The 18,736-nt window shown below is 62.2% G+C and carries 13 protein-coding genes; 11 read left to right on the forward strand and 2 right to left on the reverse strand.

What is annotated here, in order from left to right; all coding sequences use genetic code 11:
- The gene (gene yfhb, locus ACJ8IP_RS20385; RefSeq protein ID WP_042785222.1) at window positions 1-657 is read left to right on the forward strand and encodes a phosphatidylglycerophosphatase C; all 657 of its coding nucleotides are present in this window, start codon (window positions 1-3) and stop codon (window positions 655-657) included.
- A 45-nt stretch (window positions 658-702) separates the two neighbouring features.
- On the opposite strand, the gene ACJ8IP_RS20390 is transcribed toward yfhb, so the two are convergent.
- The gene (locus ACJ8IP_RS20390; protein ID WP_099782384.1) at window positions 703-1,755 is read right to left on the reverse strand and encodes a DUF2157 domain-containing protein; all 1,053 of its coding nucleotides are present in this window, start codon (window positions 1,753-1,755) and stop codon (window positions 703-705) included.
- Between the two features lie 117 nt (window positions 1,756-1,872).
- Between ACJ8IP_RS20390 and tadA the strand changes: the two genes are divergently transcribed.
- On the forward strand, window positions 1,873-2,379 hold the full coding sequence (gene tadA / locus ACJ8IP_RS20395; RefSeq protein ID WP_033644114.1) for a tRNA adenosine(34) deaminase TadA: 507 nt from the start codon (window positions 1,873-1,875) through the stop codon (window positions 2,377-2,379).
- On the opposite strand, the gene mltF is transcribed toward tadA, so the two are convergent.
- Window positions 2,380-3,840, reverse strand: a complete 1,461-nt coding sequence (gene mltF, locus ACJ8IP_RS20400) for a membrane-bound lytic murein transglycosylase MltF (RefSeq protein WP_033644113.1) — start codon at window positions 3,838-3,840, stop codon at window positions 2,380-2,382.
- A gap of 275 nt (window positions 3,841-4,115) precedes the next feature.
- Between mltF and purL the strand changes: the two genes are divergently transcribed.
- The 9 genes from purL (at window position 4,116) to ydcS (ending at window position 18,713) form a co-directional block, all read left to right on the forward strand.
- On the forward strand, window positions 4,116-8,009 hold the full coding sequence (gene purL / locus ACJ8IP_RS20405; RefSeq protein WP_442524515.1) for a phosphoribosylformylglycinamidine synthase: 3,894 nt from the start codon (window positions 4,116-4,118) through the stop codon (window positions 8,007-8,009).
- An 889-nt stretch (window positions 8,010-8,898) separates the two neighbouring features.
- The gene (locus tag ACJ8IP_RS20410; RefSeq protein ID WP_033644112.1) at window positions 8,899-10,335 is read left to right on the forward strand and encodes a sensor histidine kinase; all 1,437 of its coding nucleotides are present in this window, start codon (window positions 8,899-8,901) and stop codon (window positions 10,333-10,335) included.
- A 3-nt stretch (window positions 10,336-10,338) separates the two neighbouring features.
- Window positions 10,339-11,211, forward strand: a complete 873-nt coding sequence (gene qseG / locus ACJ8IP_RS20415; RefSeq protein WP_089192171.1) for a two-component system QseEF-associated lipoprotein QseG — start codon at window positions 10,339-10,341, stop codon at window positions 11,209-11,211.
- On the forward strand, window positions 11,208-12,548 hold the full coding sequence (gene glrR / locus ACJ8IP_RS20420) for a two-component system response regulator GlrR (RefSeq protein WP_033644111.1): 1,341 nt from the start codon (window positions 11,208-11,210) through the stop codon (window positions 12,546-12,548). The genes qseG and glrR overlap by 4 nt, the downstream gene beginning before the upstream one ends.
- Before the next feature lie 130 nt (window positions 12,549-12,678).
- A complete protein-coding gene (locus ACJ8IP_RS20425; RefSeq protein WP_072627122.1) occupies window positions 12,679-14,301 on the forward strand; it encodes an NAD+ synthase in 1,623 nt (540 codons plus the stop codon).
- A gap of 11 nt (window positions 14,302-14,312) precedes the next feature.
- Entirely contained in the window at window positions 14,313-14,651 is a 339-nt protein-coding gene (glnB, locus tag ACJ8IP_RS20430) for a nitrogen regulatory protein P-II (RefSeq protein ID WP_004847623.1), read from the forward strand.
- A 331-nt stretch (window positions 14,652-14,982) separates the two neighbouring features.
- On the forward strand, window positions 14,983-15,906 hold the full coding sequence (locus ACJ8IP_RS20435) for a LysR substrate-binding domain-containing protein (protein WP_015378793.1): 924 nt from the start codon (window positions 14,983-14,985) through the stop codon (window positions 15,904-15,906).
- A 115-nt stretch (window positions 15,907-16,021) separates the two neighbouring features.
- Entirely contained in the window at window positions 16,022-17,485 is a 1,464-nt protein-coding gene (locus ACJ8IP_RS20440) for a gamma-aminobutyraldehyde dehydrogenase (RefSeq protein ID WP_042785220.1), read from the forward strand.
- A 73-nt stretch (window positions 17,486-17,558) separates the two neighbouring features.
- Window positions 17,559-18,713 carry a putative ABC transporter substrate-binding protein YdcS gene (gene ydcS / locus ACJ8IP_RS20445; protein WP_025303928.1) on the forward strand — a complete coding sequence of 385 codons (1,155 nt, stop codon included), beginning with the start codon at window positions 17,559-17,561 and terminating at the stop codon, window positions 18,711-18,713.
- The last annotated feature ends 23 nt before the right edge of the window (window positions 18,714-18,736 follow it).

Raw genomic sequence — 18,736 nt, forward strand, 5'->3', positions numbered from 1 at the left:
TTGAGCGACAAGCAGCAACCATCGGCCGCAGCAGGGCGCCGCGTGGTCTTTTTCGATCTGGACGGCACTCTGCATCAGGAGGATATGTTCGGCAGTTTCTTGCGTTTCCTGCTGCGCCGTTTACCGCTGAATTTGCTGCTGGTGATACCGCTGTTGCCATTGATTGGCCTGGCGCTGTTGCTGCTGGGGCGCGCCGCGCGCTGGCCGATGAGCCTGTTGCTGTGGGCTATCACCTTCGGGCGTACCGAAGCGACGCTGAAGGCGCTGGAGCGGCAGTTCATCGAGGTTTTCCGCCAGAAGGTCACTGCGTTTCCGGTGGTGCAAATGCGCTTGCGGCAGTATTTGGATGAGCACGATGCCGAGGTGTGGCTGATTACCGGCTCGCCGGAGCAACTGGTGGCGCAGGTGTATCGGGATTCGGCGTTTCTGCCGCGGGTGCGATTGGTCGGCAGCCGCATCGCGCGCCGCTATGGCGGCTGGGTGCTGACCTTGCGCTGTCTGGGCGTACAAAAAGTGGTGCAGTTGGAGCAACGGCTCGGCGCGCCGCTGAAACTGTACAGCGGTTACAGCGACAGCAAGCAGGATAACCCGCTGCTGTTTTTTTGCGAGCACCGTTGGCGGGTGAGCAAGCAGGGCGAGCTGCAGCAGCTGGAATAAACAAAGGGCGGAGAATTCCGCCCTTTGCTGTTATCGCTGCCGCGATCAGTCGTCGGTTACGTCGTGCGGTTTGCGTCCGAGCTGCCAAATCTTCTCCGCATAATGCCCCAACGCCCACAGGCTCAGGCCGAGCAGCGCGAAGAAAATCGTCTTCGGCATGCTGTCCCAGAAAAACTCGAACAGGCGGGTATAGAGGTTGATGCCGAGGAAGGTCAGCCCGAAACCGCGCAGCATGGCGTCGTCATGCTTCAACCCCAGCCAGATGGCGGCGAAGGCGGCCAGCCCGAACAGCAGGCTCCAGTGGAACAGCTCAATCTGGCGCGCGCGGTACCAGCTGTCGAGATCGCCGTAGTTGCCGAAGATGGACAGCAGCCACAGCGCGATGAACAGGTACAGCAGGCCCATCGCCAGCGACACCCGCTGCAGGCCGCGCTGCGCCAATAGCGGCCGCAGCAGCAATGCGGCGGCGATCAGCACCGCGCCGAAGGCGATAAAGCGAATCGGGTAGCTCATGCCGAGCCAGTAGGCGCCCCAGCCGGACAGGTAGCCGGTCTCGGCGCCGAAGGCATTGCCGAGAGACAGCAGGGCGAACCACCATACCAGCCCGGAGCGGCTGAACCAGCCGATGGCGCCGTACAGCAGCGCGGCGACCAGCAGCAGCACGGAAACCCGCCCGCTGCCGTTATCCAGCCAGACGCCCAGTTGCCATAAGGCGCAGGCGGTGAGCAACACGGCGACAAACAGCGCCGCCTCATTGCCGTAGCGTTTTTCTGGGTGGCGTTGACGACGACGCAGCGCCCAGACGTAGGCCAGCGCCGCCAGTACGCCGGCGATCGCCATGCGCACCGGCGCGTCGAAGCGGAACAGTTCGCTCAGCCATTCAAGCAGTGCGCTGTCGGCGAACAGGCTGGTGACGGCGATCAGCAACGAGGCCAGCGCGGCGAGAAACGCATAGCGCGCCAGCCGTCGCCAGTCGAAAGGCTGCACGTCCACATGCAGCAGCAGTTGCTGTTGTTGCTCGGGGCTCAAGGCGCCTTCCCCAACCCAGCCGTCCAGCGCCTTGCGCACCACGACGGCGTTCTTTTTACTGAGTTTCATGTTTCTTGTCCCTGAATCACACGCTGATGTGGCCAGTATAGCCATTGGCGGGCGGCTACGACAAAGGGAGGCTAGTGTGTATAATGCCCGCCGCAAAAGCGCACGAGGAATTATGCGATGACTGAATATAACGATGAGTACTGGATGCGTCAGGCATTGCAGCTGGCCCTGCGCGCGCAGGAAGAGGGCGAGGTGCCGGTGGGTGCGCTGCTGGTGCTGGACAATCAGGTCATCGGCGAGGGCTGGAACCGGCCGATCGGCCGGCACGATCCTACCGCGCACGCCGAGATCATGGCGCTGCGCCAGGGCGGCGCGGTGCTGCAAAACTACCGCTTGTTGAACGCCACGCTGTACGTCACGTTGGAACCCTGCGTGATGTGCGCCGGCGCGATGGTGCACAGCCGCATCCGCCGGTTGGTGTACGGCGCCGCCGACGAGAAAACCGGCGCGGCCGGTTCGCTGGTGGATATTTTGCGCCATCCGGGCATGAATCATCAGGTGGAGATCGTCTCGGGCGTGCTGGCGGACGAATGCGCCGCCACCCTGAGCAATTTCTTCCGCCTGCGCCGCGAACAGAAAAAAGCGCTCAAGCTGGCGCAGCGGGCGGCGGATAAGCCGGAATAATCAGTAGTTGAGCGCCAGTTCCGGCATCACCGTCGGATAGCCTTTTCCCAACGCTTCCTGCTCGGCGGCCGCTTGCGCCGCCTTTCTCTCTTTTTCCTGCAGATAACCCACCAGGCTGACCTGGTAGCGGCGGATGTTTTCTACATAGTTGTAGGCTTCACGCCCGCGCGCATAGCCATAGGTCAGCTGCGGGTAGTAGCGCTTTTGGCTAAGCATCGGCAGGCGCTGTTTGACGTCGACCCAGCTGTCCGGATTGCCTTTTTGCGTTTTGGTCAGCTTACGCGCGTCCAGCATATGCCCCCAGCCCATGTTGTAGGCCGCCAGCGAGAACCAGATGCGCTCATCTTCCGGCACGCTGTCCGGCACCTTGGCCATCAGCCGCTGCAGGTACAGGGCGCCACCCTGAATGCTCTCTTCCGGATCGAGGCGATCGTTGACCCCCAGGCCGTCGGCGGTGGCGCGGGTCAGCATCATCAGGCCGCGCACGCCGGTGGGGGAGGTGGCCTGCGGATTCCAGTGCGATTCCTGATAGGCGATGGCCGCCAGCAGCTTCCAGTCGATCTCGTTGGCGTGTTTCTCGAACAGCGGGCGGAAGTTGGGCAGCACCGAGTCGATGGCCGACAGGAAGGTTTTGGTATCCACGTAGTCGAAGCTGCCGACGTGGCCGAGGTATTTCTCTTCCAGCCGCGCCAGGGTGCCGTCGTCCACCATTTGACTGTAGAAATCCAGCATCGCCGCGTACAGGCTGTCGTCGCCGTCGCGTTTGAGGTACCAGGTGACCGGCTCTTCGTCGGTGACGTCGAACGCCACCGCCAGCTGCGGATGGATGCGCTGCAGCAACGCGATGGTCACCGAATCGCCGAGGGTATAGTCCAGCTTGCCGTCGGCAACCCGCTCCAGCAGCTCTTTGGAGGTGAGATCGCTGGAGGACTCCCAGGCGAGATCCGGGTATTTATCCTGTTTGAGCTGCTTTAGCGTGCTGACGTGCGCGGAACCGGAGGCGACCGCCAGCTTGCCTTTGATGTCGGCGAAGCCTTTTGGCCGCGGGGTGCCCAGCCGGTACACCAGCTGTTGGGAAACGGAGTAGTAGGCGGGGCCGGTGCGCGCGCGGCTGAGGCGCTCCTGGTTGTAGATAAGGCCCGCCGCCAGCAGGTCGGCGTCGTCGTCGTCCAGATCGTCGAACAGGTCATTGATGTTCTGATGGGGGATCACCACCAGTTTTACCCCGAGGTAGTTGGCGAAGCGCTTGGCCAGTTCGTAGTCGAGCCCACCCGGCCCTTGCTTGGTGTTGAAATAGGTCAGCGGTGAGTTCAGCGTGCTGATACGCAACTCGCCGCGGGAAATGATCTCCTGGAGTTGCCCGCCCTGGCCGCTGCGCCAGGTGATATTGGGCCACAGCGCGAGAGCCAGAAGCAGGGTGACAACGCCGATGAGGATGTAGTTTATTTTAAGACGTTTCAAATAGTTATCCAGTGGTGGCACAGGTACGCCGGCGACGACAACCGCGACTTTTCTCATGGTTAAATCACCAGTGCGGGGGGCATTTTGCGCAACAAAACGCCAGTGTGCAACTTTATTGACACGTTATGACAATTCGACGGTGCGGCGCGCTTTTATCAATAATCCCTACGCAAACGGTTTCGTCGGCGGCGAGGATTCTCTATAATGACGCGCGTTTTCCCCTGTTGCGCCCAATGAAGCGTCTTATCCGTCGCTTCGAAGACGAGAGAACTTTGATTATGGAAATTCTGCGTGGTTCGCCCGCTTTATCGGCTTTTCGCATTACCAAACTGCTGTCCCGCTGCCAGGACGCCCACCTGCCCGTCAGTGATATCTACGCCGAGTACGTCCACTTTGCCGATGTTAGCGCACCGCTAAGTGCCGAAGAACACGCCAAACTTCAGCGCTTGCTCAAGTACGGTCCTTCTCTCGCCGAACACGCCCCCGAAGGCCGGCTGCTGCTGGTCACGCCGCGCCCGGGCACCATTTCTCCCTGGTCTTCCAAAGCCACCGACATCGCCCACAACTGCGGTTTGCAACAGGTGCTGCGGCTGGAGCGCGGTCTGGCGTTCTACGTCAAGGCGCCTGAGCTGACGGAAGCCCAGTGGCACCAGCTCGCCGCGCTGCTGCACGATCGCATGATGGAAACCGTCTTCAGCGAGCTGCAACAGGCTGAACAGCTGTTCGCGCACCATCAGCCGGCGCCGTATCAGTCGGTCGACGTGCTGGGCGCAGGGCGCGCCGCGCTGGAGCAGGCCAACGTCCGGCTCGGCCTGGCGCTGGCGCAGGACGAGATCGATTACCTGCTGAATGCCTTTACCGGTTTGGGGCGCAACCCGACGGATATCGAACTCTATATGTTTGCGCAGGCCAACTCTGAGCACTGCCGCCACAAGATTTTCAACGCCGACTGGATCATCGACGGCGAACAGCAGCCCAAGTCGCTGTTCAAAATGATCAAGAACACCTATGAGCAGACGCCGGACTATGTGCTGTCGGCGTATAAAGACAACGCCGCGGTGATGGAAGGCTCGCAGGTCGGCCGCTTCTTCGCCGCGCCGGAGAACGGCACGTACGACTACCATCAGGAAGACGCGCATATCCTGATGAAGGTGGAAACTCACAACCACCCGACGGCGATCTCGCCGTGGCCTGGCGCCGCGACCGGCTCCGGCGGCGAGATCCGCGACGAAGGCGCCACCGGCCGCGGCGCCAAGCCGAAGGCCGGCCTGGTGGGCTTCTCGGTGTCCAACCTGCGCATTCCCGGCTTTGAACAGCCGTGGGAGCAGGACTTCGGCAAACCGGAGCGCATCGTCACCGCGCTGGACATCATGACCGAAGGCCCGCTGGGCGGCGCGGCGTTCAACAACGAATTCGGTCGCCCGGCGCTGCTGGGCTACTTCCGCACCTATGAAGAGCGCGTCAACAGCCATAACGGCGTTGAGCTGCGCGGCTACCACAAACCGATCATGCTGGCGGGCGGTATCGGCAACATCCGCGCCGATCACGTGCAGAAAGGGGAAATCACCGTCGGCGCCAAGCTGGTGGTGCTGGGCGGCCCGGCGATGAATATCGGTCTGGGCGGCGGCGCGGCGTCATCGATGGCGTCAGGCCAGTCCGATGCCGATTTGGACTTCGCATCGGTGCAGCGCGACAACCCGGAAATGGAACGCCGCTGTCAGGAAGTGATCGACCGCTGCTGGCAGCTGGGCGACCAGAACCCGATCCTGTTTATCCATGACGTCGGCGCCGGCGGCCTGTCCAACGCCATGCCGGAGCTGGTGAGCGACGGCGGCCGCGGCGGCCGTTTCGAACTGCGCGACATTCTCAACGACGAGCCGGGCATGAGCCCGCTGGAAGTATGGTGCAACGAATCGCAGGAACGTTACGTGATGGCGATCGCCCCGGCGCAGATGGCGCAGTTCGACGAGGTCTGCCGACGCGAGCGCGCGCCTTACGCGGTGATCGGCGAAGCGACCGAAGAGCAACATCTGACGTTGAACGATCGTCACTTCGACAATCAGCCGATCGACATGCCGCTGGACGTGCTGCTCGGCAAGACGCCGAAGATGACCCGTGACGTAACCCGTCTGCAGGCGCAGGGCCAGGCGGTACAGCGTGAGAACATCACGCTGGCCGACGCGGTGAAGCGCGTGCTGCATCTGCCGGCCGTCGCGGAGAAAACCTTCCTGATCACCATCGGCGACCGCACCGTCACCGGCATGGTGGCGCGCGACCAAATGGTCGGCCCGTGGCAGATCCCGGTGGCCGACTGCGCGGTCACCACCGCCAGTCTGGACAGCTATTATGGCGAAGCGATGTCGCTCGGCGAACGCGCGCCGGTGGCGCTGCTGGACTTCGCCGCCTCCGGCCGCCTGGCGGTCGGGGAAGCGCTGACCAACCTGGCCGCCACGGAAATCGGCAGCCTGAAGCGCGTGAAGCTGTCCGCCAACTGGATGGCCGCCGCCGGCCACCCGGGTGAAGACGCCGGCCTGTACGAAGCGGTGAAAGCGGTGGGCGAAGAGCTGTGTCCGGCGCTGGGCATCACCATTCCGGTGGGTAAAGACTCCATGTCGATGAAAACCCGCTGGCAGGAAGGCAATGAACAGCGTGAAATGACCTCGCCGCTGTCGCTGGTCATCACCGCCTTCGCCCGCGTGGAAGACGTGCGCCACACCGTGACGCCGCAATTGCGCACCGATAAGGGCGACAGTGCGCTGCTGTTGATCGACCTGGGTAACGGCCATAACGCACTGGGCGCTACCGCGCTGGCGCAGGTTTATCGCCAACTGGGCGACAAACCGGCCGATGTGCGCGATGTCGCGCAGCTGGCGGGCTTCTTCAACGCCATGCAGCAACTGGTGGCCGATCGCGCGCTGCTGGCTTATCACGACCGTGCTGACGGCGGCCTGCTGGTGACGCTGGCGGAGATGGCCTTCGCCGGTCACTGCGGCGTAGAGGTTAACCTCGATGGCCTCGGCGACGATGCGCTGGCGGTGCTGTTCAACGAAGAGCTGGGCGCGGTGATCCAGGTGAGCGCCGAACGTCTTGACGACGTGAAGCGGGCGTTCGCGCAGCACGGTCTGACCGACAACGTGCATCACATCGGCAGCGTACAGGCCGGCGATCGTTTCGTCATCAATCAGCACGGCAAAGCGTTGTACAGCGAAAGCCGCAATACCCTGCGCACCTGGTGGGCGGAAACGACCTGGCAGATGCAGCGTCTGCGCGACAACCCGGCGTGCGCCGATCAGGAACATCAGGCCAAGCAGGATGAACAAGATCCCGGCCTGAACGTGAAGCTGACCTTCGCACCCGAGGAAGACATCGCTGCGCCGTACATCGCCAAGGGCGCTCGCCCGAAAGTGGCGGTGCTGCGCGAGCAGGGGGTGAACTCCCACGTTGAAATGGCGGCGGCGTTCCATCGAGCCGGCTTTGACGCCGTGGATGTGCACATGAGCGATCTGCTGGCCGGGCGCCGCGATCTGCAGGACTTCCACACGCTGGTGGCCTGCGGCGGCTTCTCTTACGGCGACGTTCTGGGCGCCGGCGAAGGCTGGGCGAAATCTATCCTGTTCAACGAGCGGGTGCGCGACGAGTTCGAGGCGTTCTTCCACCGTCCGCAGACGCTGGCGCTGGGCGTGTGCAACGGCTGCCAGATGATGTCCAACCTGCGTGAGCTGATCCCGGGCGCCGAACACTGGCCGCGTTTCGTGCGCAACCTGTCGGATCGCTTCGAGGCGCGCTTCAGCCTGGTGGAAGTCGCAGCCAGCCCGTCGCTGTTCATGCAGGGCATGACCGGCTCGCGCATGCCGATCGCCGTTTCCCATGGCGAAGGGCATGTCGAAGTGCGCGATGCGGCGCATCTGGCGGCGTTGGAAAGCCACGGCCTGGTGGCGCTGCGTTTCGTCAACAACGCCGGTCAGGTCACGGAAGCTTACCCGGCTAACCCGAACGGTTCGCCGAATGGCATCACCGCCGTGACCAGCGCCAACGGGCGCGCAACGGTGATGATGCCGCATCCGGAACGCGTGTTCCGCACCGTCAGCAACTCCTGGCACCCGGAAGAGTGGGGCGAGGATAGCCCGTGGATGCGCATGTTCCGCAACGCCCGTAAGCAACTGGGCTAAAAACGGCCACCACCGTACAGAGGGCGCAAGCAATTGCGCCCTTTTTTATGGCCGGCATTCGGCGATTGGCGGCAGTGTCTGCATTTTGCGACAAGCGCTGGTTTGCTTGTCGCTAAATGGAGACATTTAAGCCATTGATTTTATTATCGGTAAACAGGTTTGACTTTAGTTGTCGGCGTTTGGCGACAGAGCGGCGTTTATTTCATCACTGCTCGGCGCGGAATCGGCGAATCAAACGGCAGAATTTTATTTATTTTTTAGTGAAATCAATTTGTTATTAATTTAATTGCAAAGTTGGCACGTAACGTGCATTATTCTCTGCGGTTGCTCATTCACCTTTTTATGACGGCGCCGTAATTATAAACGGCAAATCGCCTCATAAGCCTCCGAATGATGCCAAAGAAATGGTGCCTATCGTCCAACCAAACCGATAACAGACCGCGCAAGCGGCTTTATCAAGCATCGGGCGACACGTGGAGTGAGGCACCGCCTGTATCCAACTGTGATGAAGGGTTCATCAATCCTGGATACTTACGGATGCTATTCGTCCTGTTCGATGCCAGCCGCTGCGCTACATCACCCTGGGGACGAGGTTCAAGGGCATCCACACTTTCCTTGCGGCGGGGCAAGCTTATTGCCCCGGCGTCAATTCTCAACGCTGCGCTTACCCCTGTTTCGTTGCCTATGCCCTCGAACGCAGACGCTATTCCCACACTCTCGCTTTCGTACCGGTTTTTGTTACCGGGGCCGTATACTATCGGCAGGCCAACCTTATCGGCGCGGTTCACCGATCCCGCGGCTTTTTCCTTGTGCGTTCAGGATTCTCCCTTGCCGGGCTTTTCTCTTTCCGGCGAGTCAGTTAGCATCGTGACAGGCCTGAGAGAATGAGATGATTTCGTTGAAAAAATGGCGTTTATTCCCACGTTCGCTGCGGCAATTGGTGCTGCTGGCGTTCCTGTTGGTGCTGCTGCCGCTGTTGGTGCTGGCCTATCAGGCCTACCAGAGTCTGGATCACCTGAGCGCGCAGGCGGCGGACATCAACCGCACCACGCTGGTGGACGCGCGGCGCAGCGAGGCGATGACCAGCGTGGCGCTGGAGATGGAGCGCAGCTATCGTCAGTACTGCGTGCTGGTTGAGCCCACGCTGCAGAAGCTGTACCAAAATCAGCGCAAGCAGTATTCGCAGATGCTGGACGCCCACGCGCCGATCTTGCCGGACGAGCGCTACTACCAAACGTTGCGTCAGTTGCTGACCCAGCTGGCGGCGATCAAGTGCCATAACAGCGGGCCGGACCAAGAGGCTTCGGCCTTGCTCGAATCGTTCTCGCGCTCCAATGCCGAAATGGTGCAGGCCACGCGCGCGGTGGTGTTCTCGCGCGGCCAGCAGCTGCAGCAGGCCATCGCAGAGCGCGGCCAGTTCTTCGGCTGGCAGGCGCTGCTGCTGTTCCTGGTCAGCGTGCTGCTGGTGGTGCTGTTCACCCGCATGATCATCGGGCCGGTCAAGGCCGTGGAGCGGATGATCAACCGCCTGGGGGAAGGGCGCGCGTTGGGCAGCACCGCATCGTTTAAAGGGCCGCGCGAGCTGCGTTCGCTGGCGCAGCGCATCATCTGGCTGAGCGAACGGCTGGCGTGGCTGGAGTCGCAGCGCCACGAGTTCCTGCGCCATATCTCGCACGAATTGAAAACGCCGCTGGCCAGCATGCGCGAAGGCACCGAACTGCTGGCCGACGAGGTGGCGGGGCCGCTGACTTCCGACCAGAAAGAGGTGGTGACGATCCTCGACAACAGCAGCCGCCACCTGCAGCAGCTGATTGAACAACTGCTGGATTACAACCGCAAACTGGCCGATGGCCCGGCGGAGCACGAGAACGTCGAGCTGCGCGAGATGGTCGATTTGGTGGTCGCCGCGCACAGTTTGCCGGCGCGGGCGAAGATGATTTCCACCGAAATCGCGCTGGAAGCGGAAATCTGCTGGGCAGAGCCTACGCTATTAATGCGCGTGCTGGATAATCTCTACTCCAATGCGGTGCACTACGGCAAGGAATCCGGTAACATTTGGATCCGCAGCCGTCAGGTTGGACAACGGGTGCAAATCGACGTCGCCAATACCGGCACGCCGATCCCCGAGGCTGAAAGAGCCATGATTTTCGAGCCTTTTTTCCAGGGTAGTCACCAGCGAAAAGGGGCGGTAAAAGGAAGCGGACTGGGGTTGAGCATCGCTCAGGACTGTATCCGTCGCATGCGCGGTGAGCTGCAACTGGCGACGGTCGCCGGTGCAGACGTCTGCTTCCGCATTGAACTGCCGTTAACCGCCGAGAATGAATAAATAATGTACACATGGTCTAAACGCCTTCGTCTTTCACAGACCGAACGTTCACCGCGTGCCACGCACAGAGCGCCGCTCGGCAAACGCCCGATCACCTGGCTGGGCGCCGTTTTCTTTATGCCGCTGTTGCTGGCGGGCTGCGTCGATCGCGCCGTCAGCGGCGGATTGAGCGCTCAGCAGCAAGAGGCGATCCCGGATACCAAGGTGATCGATTACCGCACCGCGGCTTGCGATACCCTGTGGCAATTGGACGACAAGGACGCGCTGGATAACGCGCTCTACTGGCTGCGCGCGATGGACTGCGCCGATCGCATCGGCTCGACCCAGGCGCGTGCGCTGGCGAAAACGGTGCCGGGTGACAGCTGGTCCGGCGTTTTCAAACAGAGCATCCTGCTGGGGAGCGCACAGCCGACCTCCGGTGAACGCCGCCAGATGCTCGACAGGATCAACAGTTACCGGATGGAGTTCCCCGGTTCGCTACGTCCGTTGACGCAGCTGTGGCGCCAGCAGCAGATGCTGCAGATCACGTTGTTCGATGAGAAAGCGCGCTATCAGCATCTGCAGGAGAGCAGCGACAGCCAGATCGATTCGCTGCGCCAGAGCCAGGCGCGCCTGCAATCGCAGCTGCAGGACACCTCGCGCAAGCTGGAAAACCTGACCGATATCGAGCGCCAGCTCTCATCGCGCAAGCAGCTGCAAGGGGAAATCCCGGAAAACGGCGCGGGCCAGCAGAAGGGCGAAGCCGCCGGTAAAAGCGGCGCGGCCGCCAAAGGCGCTGAAACGCAGGACGAACCGGAAAAAGGCACCGCGTTGCCGGTTGAACCGGAAGACACCTATACGCCGCACCCCGCCAATAAGGAGTCCCACGCGCAATGACCGCACGCAAACCGGCCAACCTGTTATTGGTTGACGACGATCCCAGCCTGCTGAAGCTGCTGGGCATGCGCCTGACCAGCGAAGGTTTTCACGTCACCACCGCCGAAAGCGGCCAGGAGGCGCTGCGCCTGTTGGCGCGCGAACAGATCGATCTGGTGATCAGCGATCTGCGCATGGATGAGATGGACGGCATGGCGCTGTTCGCCGAAATCCAAAAGCATCAGCCGGGCATGCCGGTGATCATTCTTACCGCGCACGGTTCGATTCCCGATGCGGTGGCCGCCACCCAGCAGGGGGTGTTCAGCTTCCTCACCAAACCGGTGGATCGCGATGCGCTCTATAAGGCCATCGACGAGGCGCTGTCGCTGTCGGCCTCTCCTGCGGGGGACGACGCCTGGCGCGAAGACATCGTCACCCGCAGCCCGTTGATGCTGCGGCTGCTGGAGCAGGTGAAAATGGTGGCCCAGTCCGACGTCAGCGTGTTGATCAACGGCCAGAGCGGCACCGGCAAAGAGGTGTTGGCGCAGGCGATCCACGCCGCCAGCCCGCGCGCCGGCAAGGCGTTCATCGCCATCAACTGCGGGGCGCTGCCGGAGCAACTGCTGGAGTCCGAACTGTTCGGCCACGCCAAGGGCGCCTTCACCGGCGCGGTCAGCAGCCGCGAAGGGCTGTTCCAGGCGGCGGCGGGCGGCACGCTGTTCCTCGACGAGATAGGCGACATGCCGCTGTCGCTGCAGGTGAAACTGCTGCGCGTGCTGCAGGAGCGCAAGGTGCGGCCGCTGGGCAGCAACCGCGATCTGGACATCGACGTGCGCATCATCTCCGCCACCCACCGCGATCTGCAAAAGGCGATGGCGAAGAACGAGTTCCGCGAAGATCTCTACTATCGCCTCAACGTGGTAAACCTGAAGATCCCGGCGCTCAACGAGCGCGCCGAAGACATTCCGCTGCTGGCCAATCACCTGTTGCGCGAAGCGGCTCAGCGGCACAAGCCGTTCGTGCGCAGCTTCTCGACCGACGCCATGAAGCGGCTGATGACCGCCAGCTGGCCGGGCAACGTGCGTCAGTTGGTCAACGTCATCGAACAGTGCGTGGCGCTGACCTCGGCGCCGGTGATCAGCGAGGCGCTAGTGGAACAGGCGCTGGAAGGGGAAAACACCGCGCTGCCGACTTTCGCCGAAGCGCGCAACCAGTTTGAGTTGCACTATCTGCGCAAACTGCTGCAGATCACCAAGGGCAACGTGACCCAGGCCGCGCGCATGGCGGGCCGCAACCGCACCGAGTTTTACAAATTGCTGTCGCGCCACGAGCTGGACGCCAACGATTTCAAAGAATGACAGATTCCCGCCGGCGCCTGCCACGCAGGTTCTCAACAAATCCGGCGGAATGATTTACACTCCGTTCTCTTTGCCGCGGCGCGCCCCGGCGTAGAGCACCATGGAACGTATTAAGCGGGATCGTACACAAATGAGCAGATCACTTTCTATCGCCCTGGCCCAGCTGAACCTGCTGGTCGGCGACATTGAAGGCAACACCGAACGCATGTTGCAAATCGTGCAGGAGCAGCAGAAGGCGGGAGCCGATCTGGTCATGTTCACCGAACTGGCGCTGTCCGGCTACCCGCCGGAAGACCTGCTGTACCGCAATGATTTCTATCAGCGCTGTGATGCGCAGCTGCTGCGCCTGCAGCAGGCTTCCGCCGAGACGGCGATCCTGGTCGGCCACCCGTGGCGCGAAGGCGACAAGCTGTACAACGCGCTGTCGCTGTTTGCCGAAGGCCGCCTGCTGACCCGCTACTTCAAGCAGCAGTTGCCGAACTACGGCGTGTTCGATGAGAAGCGCTATTTCCACGCCGGCAACGACACCTGCGTGGTGGAACTGAAAGGCTACCGTCTGGGGCTGCTGATTTGCGAAGATCTGTGGTTCCCGGAGCCGATCGACGCCGCCAAGGCCGCCGGCGCGGAGATTATCCTGTCGATCAACGCCTCGCCGTATAACCGCGAAAAACCGTATATCCGCAAAACGCTGATGGCCGGCCACTGCCAGCGCACCCAGCTGCCGCTGGTGTACCTCAACCAGGTCGGCGGCCAGGATGAGCTGATCTTCGACGGCTGCTCCAAGGTCTTCGACGCCGCCGGCAGCATGACCCACCGTCTGGCGGCCTTCGACGAGCAGGTCACTCGCCTGGAATTCAACGAGCTGGACGTGGTGCCGATGGCCGATCCGGCCGCCGAACTGCCGCAGCTGGCGCAGGTGTATCAGGCGCTGGTGTTGGCGGTGCGCGACTACGTGACCAAGAACGGTTTCAAAGGCGCGGTGCTGGGGCTGTCCGGCGGCATCGACTCGGCGCTGACGCTGGCGATCGCCGTGGATGCGTTAGGTAAAGACAAGGTGCAGGCGCTGATGATGCCGTTCCGCTATACCGCAGATATCAGCATCGCCGACGCCAAGGAAGAGGCGGAAATCCTCGGCGTGGAGTTCGATATCGTCTCCATCGAGCCGATGTTCGATGCCTTTATGGGCCAGCTGTCGCCGATGTTCGCCGGCACCGAGCGCGACACCACCGAAGAGAACCTGCAGGCGCGTTGCCGCGGGGTGGTGCTGATGGCGCTGTCCAACAAACGCCGCAGCATCGTGCTGACCACCGGCAACAAGAGCGAAATGGCGGTGGGTTACGCCACGCTGTACGGCGATATGGCCGGCGGTTTCGACGTGCTGAAGGACGTGCCGAAAACGCTGGTGTTCAAGCTGTCCGAATACCGCAACACCGTCTCCTACGTGATCCCGCAGCGGGTGATCGATCGTCCGCCGTCCGCCGAGCTGGCGCCGGATCAGGTCGATCAGGACAGCCTGCCGCCGTACGATATCCTGGATGCGATCCTGGAAGGCTACGTTGAGCGCGACAAGTCGGTCGCCGATCTGGTGGCCGAAGGCTTCGACGAAGCGATCGTGCGCAAGGTGATCCGCCTGGTGGACATCAACGAATACAAGCGGCGTCAGGCCGCCGTCGGGCCGCGCATCACCGCCCGTAACTTCGGCAAAGACCGCCGTTATCCCATCACATCCGGTTTTGGCCGCAAAAATTGGTAAAAGGAAAGAAGATGAAAAAGATCGACGCGATTATCAAGCCGTTCAAACTGGATGACGTCCGCGAAGCGCTGGCCGAAGTGGGCATCACCGGCATGACGGTCACCGAAGTGAAAGGCTTCGGCCGCCAGAAGGGCCACACCGAGCTGTACCGCGGCGCCGAGTACATGGTCGACTTTCTGCCGAAGGTGAAGATAGAGATCGTGGTTGCCGACGACATCGTCGACACCTGCGTAGAAACCATCATGCAGACGGCGCAGACCGGCAAGATCGGCGACGGCAAGATCTTCGTCTTCGACGTGGCGCGCGTGGTGCGCATCCGTACCGGCGAGCAGGACGAAGAAGCGATCTGATCCTCCGCAGGATCATCGGTCATCAGGGCGCAGCTTGCTGCGCCCTTGTCATTTCTGTCCCCCGCACATCGCACTTCTTCGCCTCATTGTTCCCCCCATTTTTGCCTGTCAGCATTCTAAAAAAGCGAACGCTATCGCGTTTTTGATACTTTTCCCGATCGCTTCTCTCGCGAGATCTACAATCAACGTAACTATTTTGATTAAGGTGATCCCCAATGAATTTCAAGTTGCGGCTAGGCGGCAAGGGCGTGCATCCCCAGGAGCTTACTCAAGTAAGTGACTGGGGTAAGCGAACGCAGACAACAACGCAGCGGCTTGAAAGGCGATGGGGATGATGACGTTACGCCAAATCCGCCACTTTATCGCGGTGGCGGAAACCGGGTCGATCTCCGCCGGCGCCCAGGCGGTGTTTGTCTCCCAGTCTTCGCTGACGCTCGCTATCCAGCAGCTGGAAACCGAGATCGGCGTGCGGCTGTTCGATCGCCACGCCAAGGGCATGACGCTGACCCATCAGGGGCACCAGTTTTTGCGCCAGTCGTATCTGATCCTGGCGACGGTGGACAATGCCAAGCGCAGCCTGCAGATCGGCACTGAAAGCCTGACCGGCAAGCTGACCATCGGCGTCACCAGCCTGGTGGCCGGCTACTTCCTGGTGGAACTGCTCACGCGCTTTAAATCGGCCTATCCCAACGTCACCGTGCAGGTGGTTGAAGACGAACGCCCGTACATCGAGCATCTGCTGGTCAGCGGCGAGATCGACATCGGCGTGCTGATCTTGTCGAACATCGAGGACCGCGACGCGCTGCAGACCGAGGTGCTGATGCACTCGCCGTATCGCCTGTGGCTACCGCCGCTGCACCCGCTGCTGGAGCACGAGAGCATCAGCCTGGCGGACGTGGCCAAACAGCCGCTGATCCAGCTCAACGCTGATGAAATGGACGTGCACGCGCGGCGCATCTGGGCGCGCGCCGGGCTGAAGCCGGAGATCGCGATGAAGACCGCCTCGACCGAGGCGGTGCGCAGCCTGGTGGCGGCGGGGATGGGGGTCTCCATCCAGCCGGACATGGCGTACCGCGCCTGGTCGCTGGAGGGCAATATGATCGAGGCGCGCAAGCTGGACGATCTGCTGGAGCCGCTGGATATCGGGCTGGCATGGCGGCGCGGCAGCGCGCGGCCGGAGCTGGTGACGCCGTTCCTCACCATCGCGCGCGAGAACGGCAGCAAACACGCCGCTGGGCTTAAGCATTCGATTTAATCGAACGCGGCGTTCAGTATTTAGAATTTGTTGCCCGCCAGAGGCTCGCTTAGGCTGATTAAAACTAACTTATTCACATTTGGTTAACGTTTTTGTCACTTAGGGGCGTCAGGCGATGGCGGATGTGCAGGTTCTCTCAGGTTTGTCCTGTCAGCAGTTCATTAACGGTCAGCTTATCGACGGCGAAGGCCAGCAGGAATGCATCGTCAATCCGGCCAACGGCGAGACGCTGATCGCCCTGACCGAAGCCTCTTCGGCGCAGGTCGGCAGCGCGGTAAAAGCCGCGCAGCAGGCGTTCGGCCATTGGTCGCGCACCACGCCGGCCCAGCGCGCCACGCTGTTGCTGCGCATCGCCGACGCCATCGAGCGGCAGGCGCCGCAGCTGGCGCAGTTGGAAGCCCTCAACTGCGGCAAACCGCTGCATCAGGCGCTCAATGACGATCTGCCGGCGGCGGTCGACGTGTTCCGCTTCTTCGCCGGCGCAGTGCGCACGCAGCAAGGGCAGCTGGCCGGTGAGTATGTGCCGGGCCACACCTCGATGATCCGCCGCGATCCGATCGGCGTAGTCGCCTCGATCGCCCCCTGGAACTATCCGCTGATGATGGCGGCGTGGAAGATCGCGCCGGCGTTGGCGGCGGGCAATACCGTGGTGTTCAAACCGTCCGAGCACACGCCGCTGACTATTCTGGCGCTGGTGCCGGCGCTGCAGGAGATCCTGCCGCCGGGCGTGCTGAACATCGTCTACGGCGGAGGGGAAGGGGTCGGCAGCCAGCTGGTGGGGCACCCGCAGGTGCGGCTGGTGTCGGTCACCGGCGATATCGTCACCGGGCAAAAAATTCTTCAGGCGGCGGCCAAAAGCGTCAAGCGCACCCACCTGGAACTGGGGGGCAAGGCGCCGGTGATCGTCTGCGACGACGCCGATCTTGACGAAGTGGTCAACGGCATTCGCACCTATGGCTATTACAACGCCGGCCAGGACTGCACCGCCGCCTGCCGCATCTACGCGCAGGCCGGTATCTATCCCAAATTGGTGGACGCGCTGGGCGAGGCGGTCGCCAGCCTGCGCTTCGCCCGCAAGCGCGATCAGGACAACGAGATCGGCCCGTTGATAAGCAGCCGCCAGCGCGATCGCGTCGCCAGTTTTGTCGAGCGCGCGCTCAGCCAACCGCATATCGAATTGATCACCGGCGCCGCGGCGCACTCCGGGCCGGGATTCTACTATCAGCCGACCCTGCTGGCGGGCTGCCTGCAAAGCGACGAGATCGTGCAGCGCGAGGTGTTTGGCCCGGTGGTCAGCGTCACGCGCTTCGAGCATCTGGCGCAGGCGGTCGAGTGGGCCAACGACTCGGAATATGGGCTGGCTTCGTCGGTGTGGACGCAAAATATCGATCGGGCGCTGCACATCGCCGCCCATCTGCAGTACGGCAGCACCTGGATCAACACCCATTTCACCTTGGCGAGCGAAATGCCGCACGGCGGCCTGAAACGCTCCGGCTACGGCAAGGATCTGTCCAGCGATTCGCTGCAGGATTACAGCGTTGTCAGGCACGTAATGGCGAAGTTCAAAGCCAGCTTCTAGCGGTTCTATAAAGCAAAATCGGGCGGCAGCCGTTCCCTGCCGCACACAGATACGCAACACAGGGGTAATTACGATGAGAAAAACTACCGCAGTCACCACCACCGTCTCCGCGCTCTGTCTCACCGTGCTGTGCGGCCTGGCTCAGGCGGCCGATCTGCCGCAGTCGCTGGGCAAAGGCGAAGGCCGGCTGGATATCATCGCCTGGCCCGGCTACATCGAACGCGGCCAGTCCGACAAAAACTACGACTGGGTCACCCAGTTTGAGAAGCAAACCGGCTGTGCGGTGAACGTGAAGACCGCCGCCACCTCCGATGAAATGGTCAGCCTGATGGCCAAGGGCGGCTACGATCTGGTGACCGCCTCCGGCGACGCCTCGCTGCGCCTGATCTTCGGCAAGCGGGTGCAGCCGATCAACACCGCGCTGATCCCGAACTGGAAGAACATCGATCCGCGCCTGCTGAACGGCGCCTGGTATACCGTGGACGGCAAAACCTACGGCACGCCGTACCAGTGGGGGCCAAACCTGCTGATGTACAACACCAAAACCTTCCCGACGCCGCCGGACAGCTGGGCGGTGATCTTCCAGCAGCAGAACCTGCCGGACGGCAAGAGCAACCAGGGGCGGGTGCAGGCTTACGACGGCCCGATCTACATCGCCGACGCGGCGCTGTTCCTGAAAGCCACCCAGCCGCAGCTCGGCATCAGCGATCCTTACCAGCTCAACGAAGAGCAGTATCAGGCGGCGCTGAAGCTGCTGCGCAGCCAGCACGCGCTGATCCACCGCTACTGGCACGATACCTCGGTGCAGATGAGCGACTTTAAAAACGAAGGCGTGGTGGCTTCCAGCGCCTGGCCGTATCAGGCCAACGCCCTGAAGGGCGAGGGGCAGCCGATCGCCACCGTGTTCCCAAAAGAGGGCGTGACCGGCTGGGCGGATACCACCATGTTGCACAGCGACGCCAAACACCCGAGCTGCGCCTACCAGTGGATGAACTGGTCGCTGGAGCCGAAGGTGCAGGGCGACGTGGCGGCCTGGTTCGGGTCGGTGCCGGCTTCGCCGGCGGGCTGCAAGGCCAGCGCGCTGCTGGGTGAGAAGGGCTGCGAAACCAACGGCTTCAACCAGTTCGACAAAATCGCCTTCTGGAAAACACCTCAGGCGCAGGGCGGCAAGTTCGTGCCGTACAGCCGCTGGACCCAGGACTACATCGCCATCATGGGCGGCCGCTAAGCCGCGGGGCGCAGCCCGCTGCG

The organism is Serratia sp. CY52157 (genome assembly GCF_052168495.1).
In the GTDB taxonomy this organism is placed as follows: domain Bacteria; phylum Pseudomonadota; class Gammaproteobacteria; order Enterobacterales; family Enterobacteriaceae; genus Serratia; species Serratia ureilytica.

Bases quoted from the DNA above. Each gene is read 5' to 3' on its own strand.
- qseG (WP_089192171.1), top strand. From the start codon at position 10,339: ATGTACACATGGTCTAAACGCCTTCGTCTTTCACAGACCGAACGTTCA.
- tadA (WP_033644114.1), top strand. From the start codon at position 1,873: ATGACTGAATATAACGATGAGTACTGGATGCGTCAGGCATTGCAGCTG.
- ydcS (WP_025303928.1), top strand. From the start codon at position 17,559: ATGAGAAAAACTACCGCAGTCACCACCACCGTCTCCGCGCTCTGTCTC.
- ACJ8IP_RS20435 (WP_015378793.1), top strand. From the start codon at position 14,983: ATGATGACGTTACGCCAAATCCGCCACTTTATCGCGGTGGCGGAAACC.
- ACJ8IP_RS20390 (WP_099782384.1), bottom strand. From the start codon at position 1,755: ATGAAACTCAGTAAAAAGAACGCCGTCGTGGTGCGCAAGGCGCTGGAC.
- glrR (WP_033644111.1), top strand. From the start codon at position 11,208: ATGACCGCACGCAAACCGGCCAACCTGTTATTGGTTGACGACGATCCC.
- ACJ8IP_RS20440 (WP_042785220.1), top strand. From the start codon at position 16,022: ATGGCGGATGTGCAGGTTCTCTCAGGTTTGTCCTGTCAGCAGTTCATT.
- ACJ8IP_RS20410 (WP_033644112.1), top strand. From the start codon at position 8,899: ATGATTTCGTTGAAAAAATGGCGTTTATTCCCACGTTCGCTGCGGCAA.
- glnB (WP_004847623.1), top strand. From the start codon at position 14,313: ATGAAAAAGATCGACGCGATTATCAAGCCGTTCAAACTGGATGACGTC.
- ACJ8IP_RS20425 (WP_072627122.1), top strand. From the start codon at position 12,679: ATGAGCAGATCACTTTCTATCGCCCTGGCCCAGCTGAACCTGCTGGTC.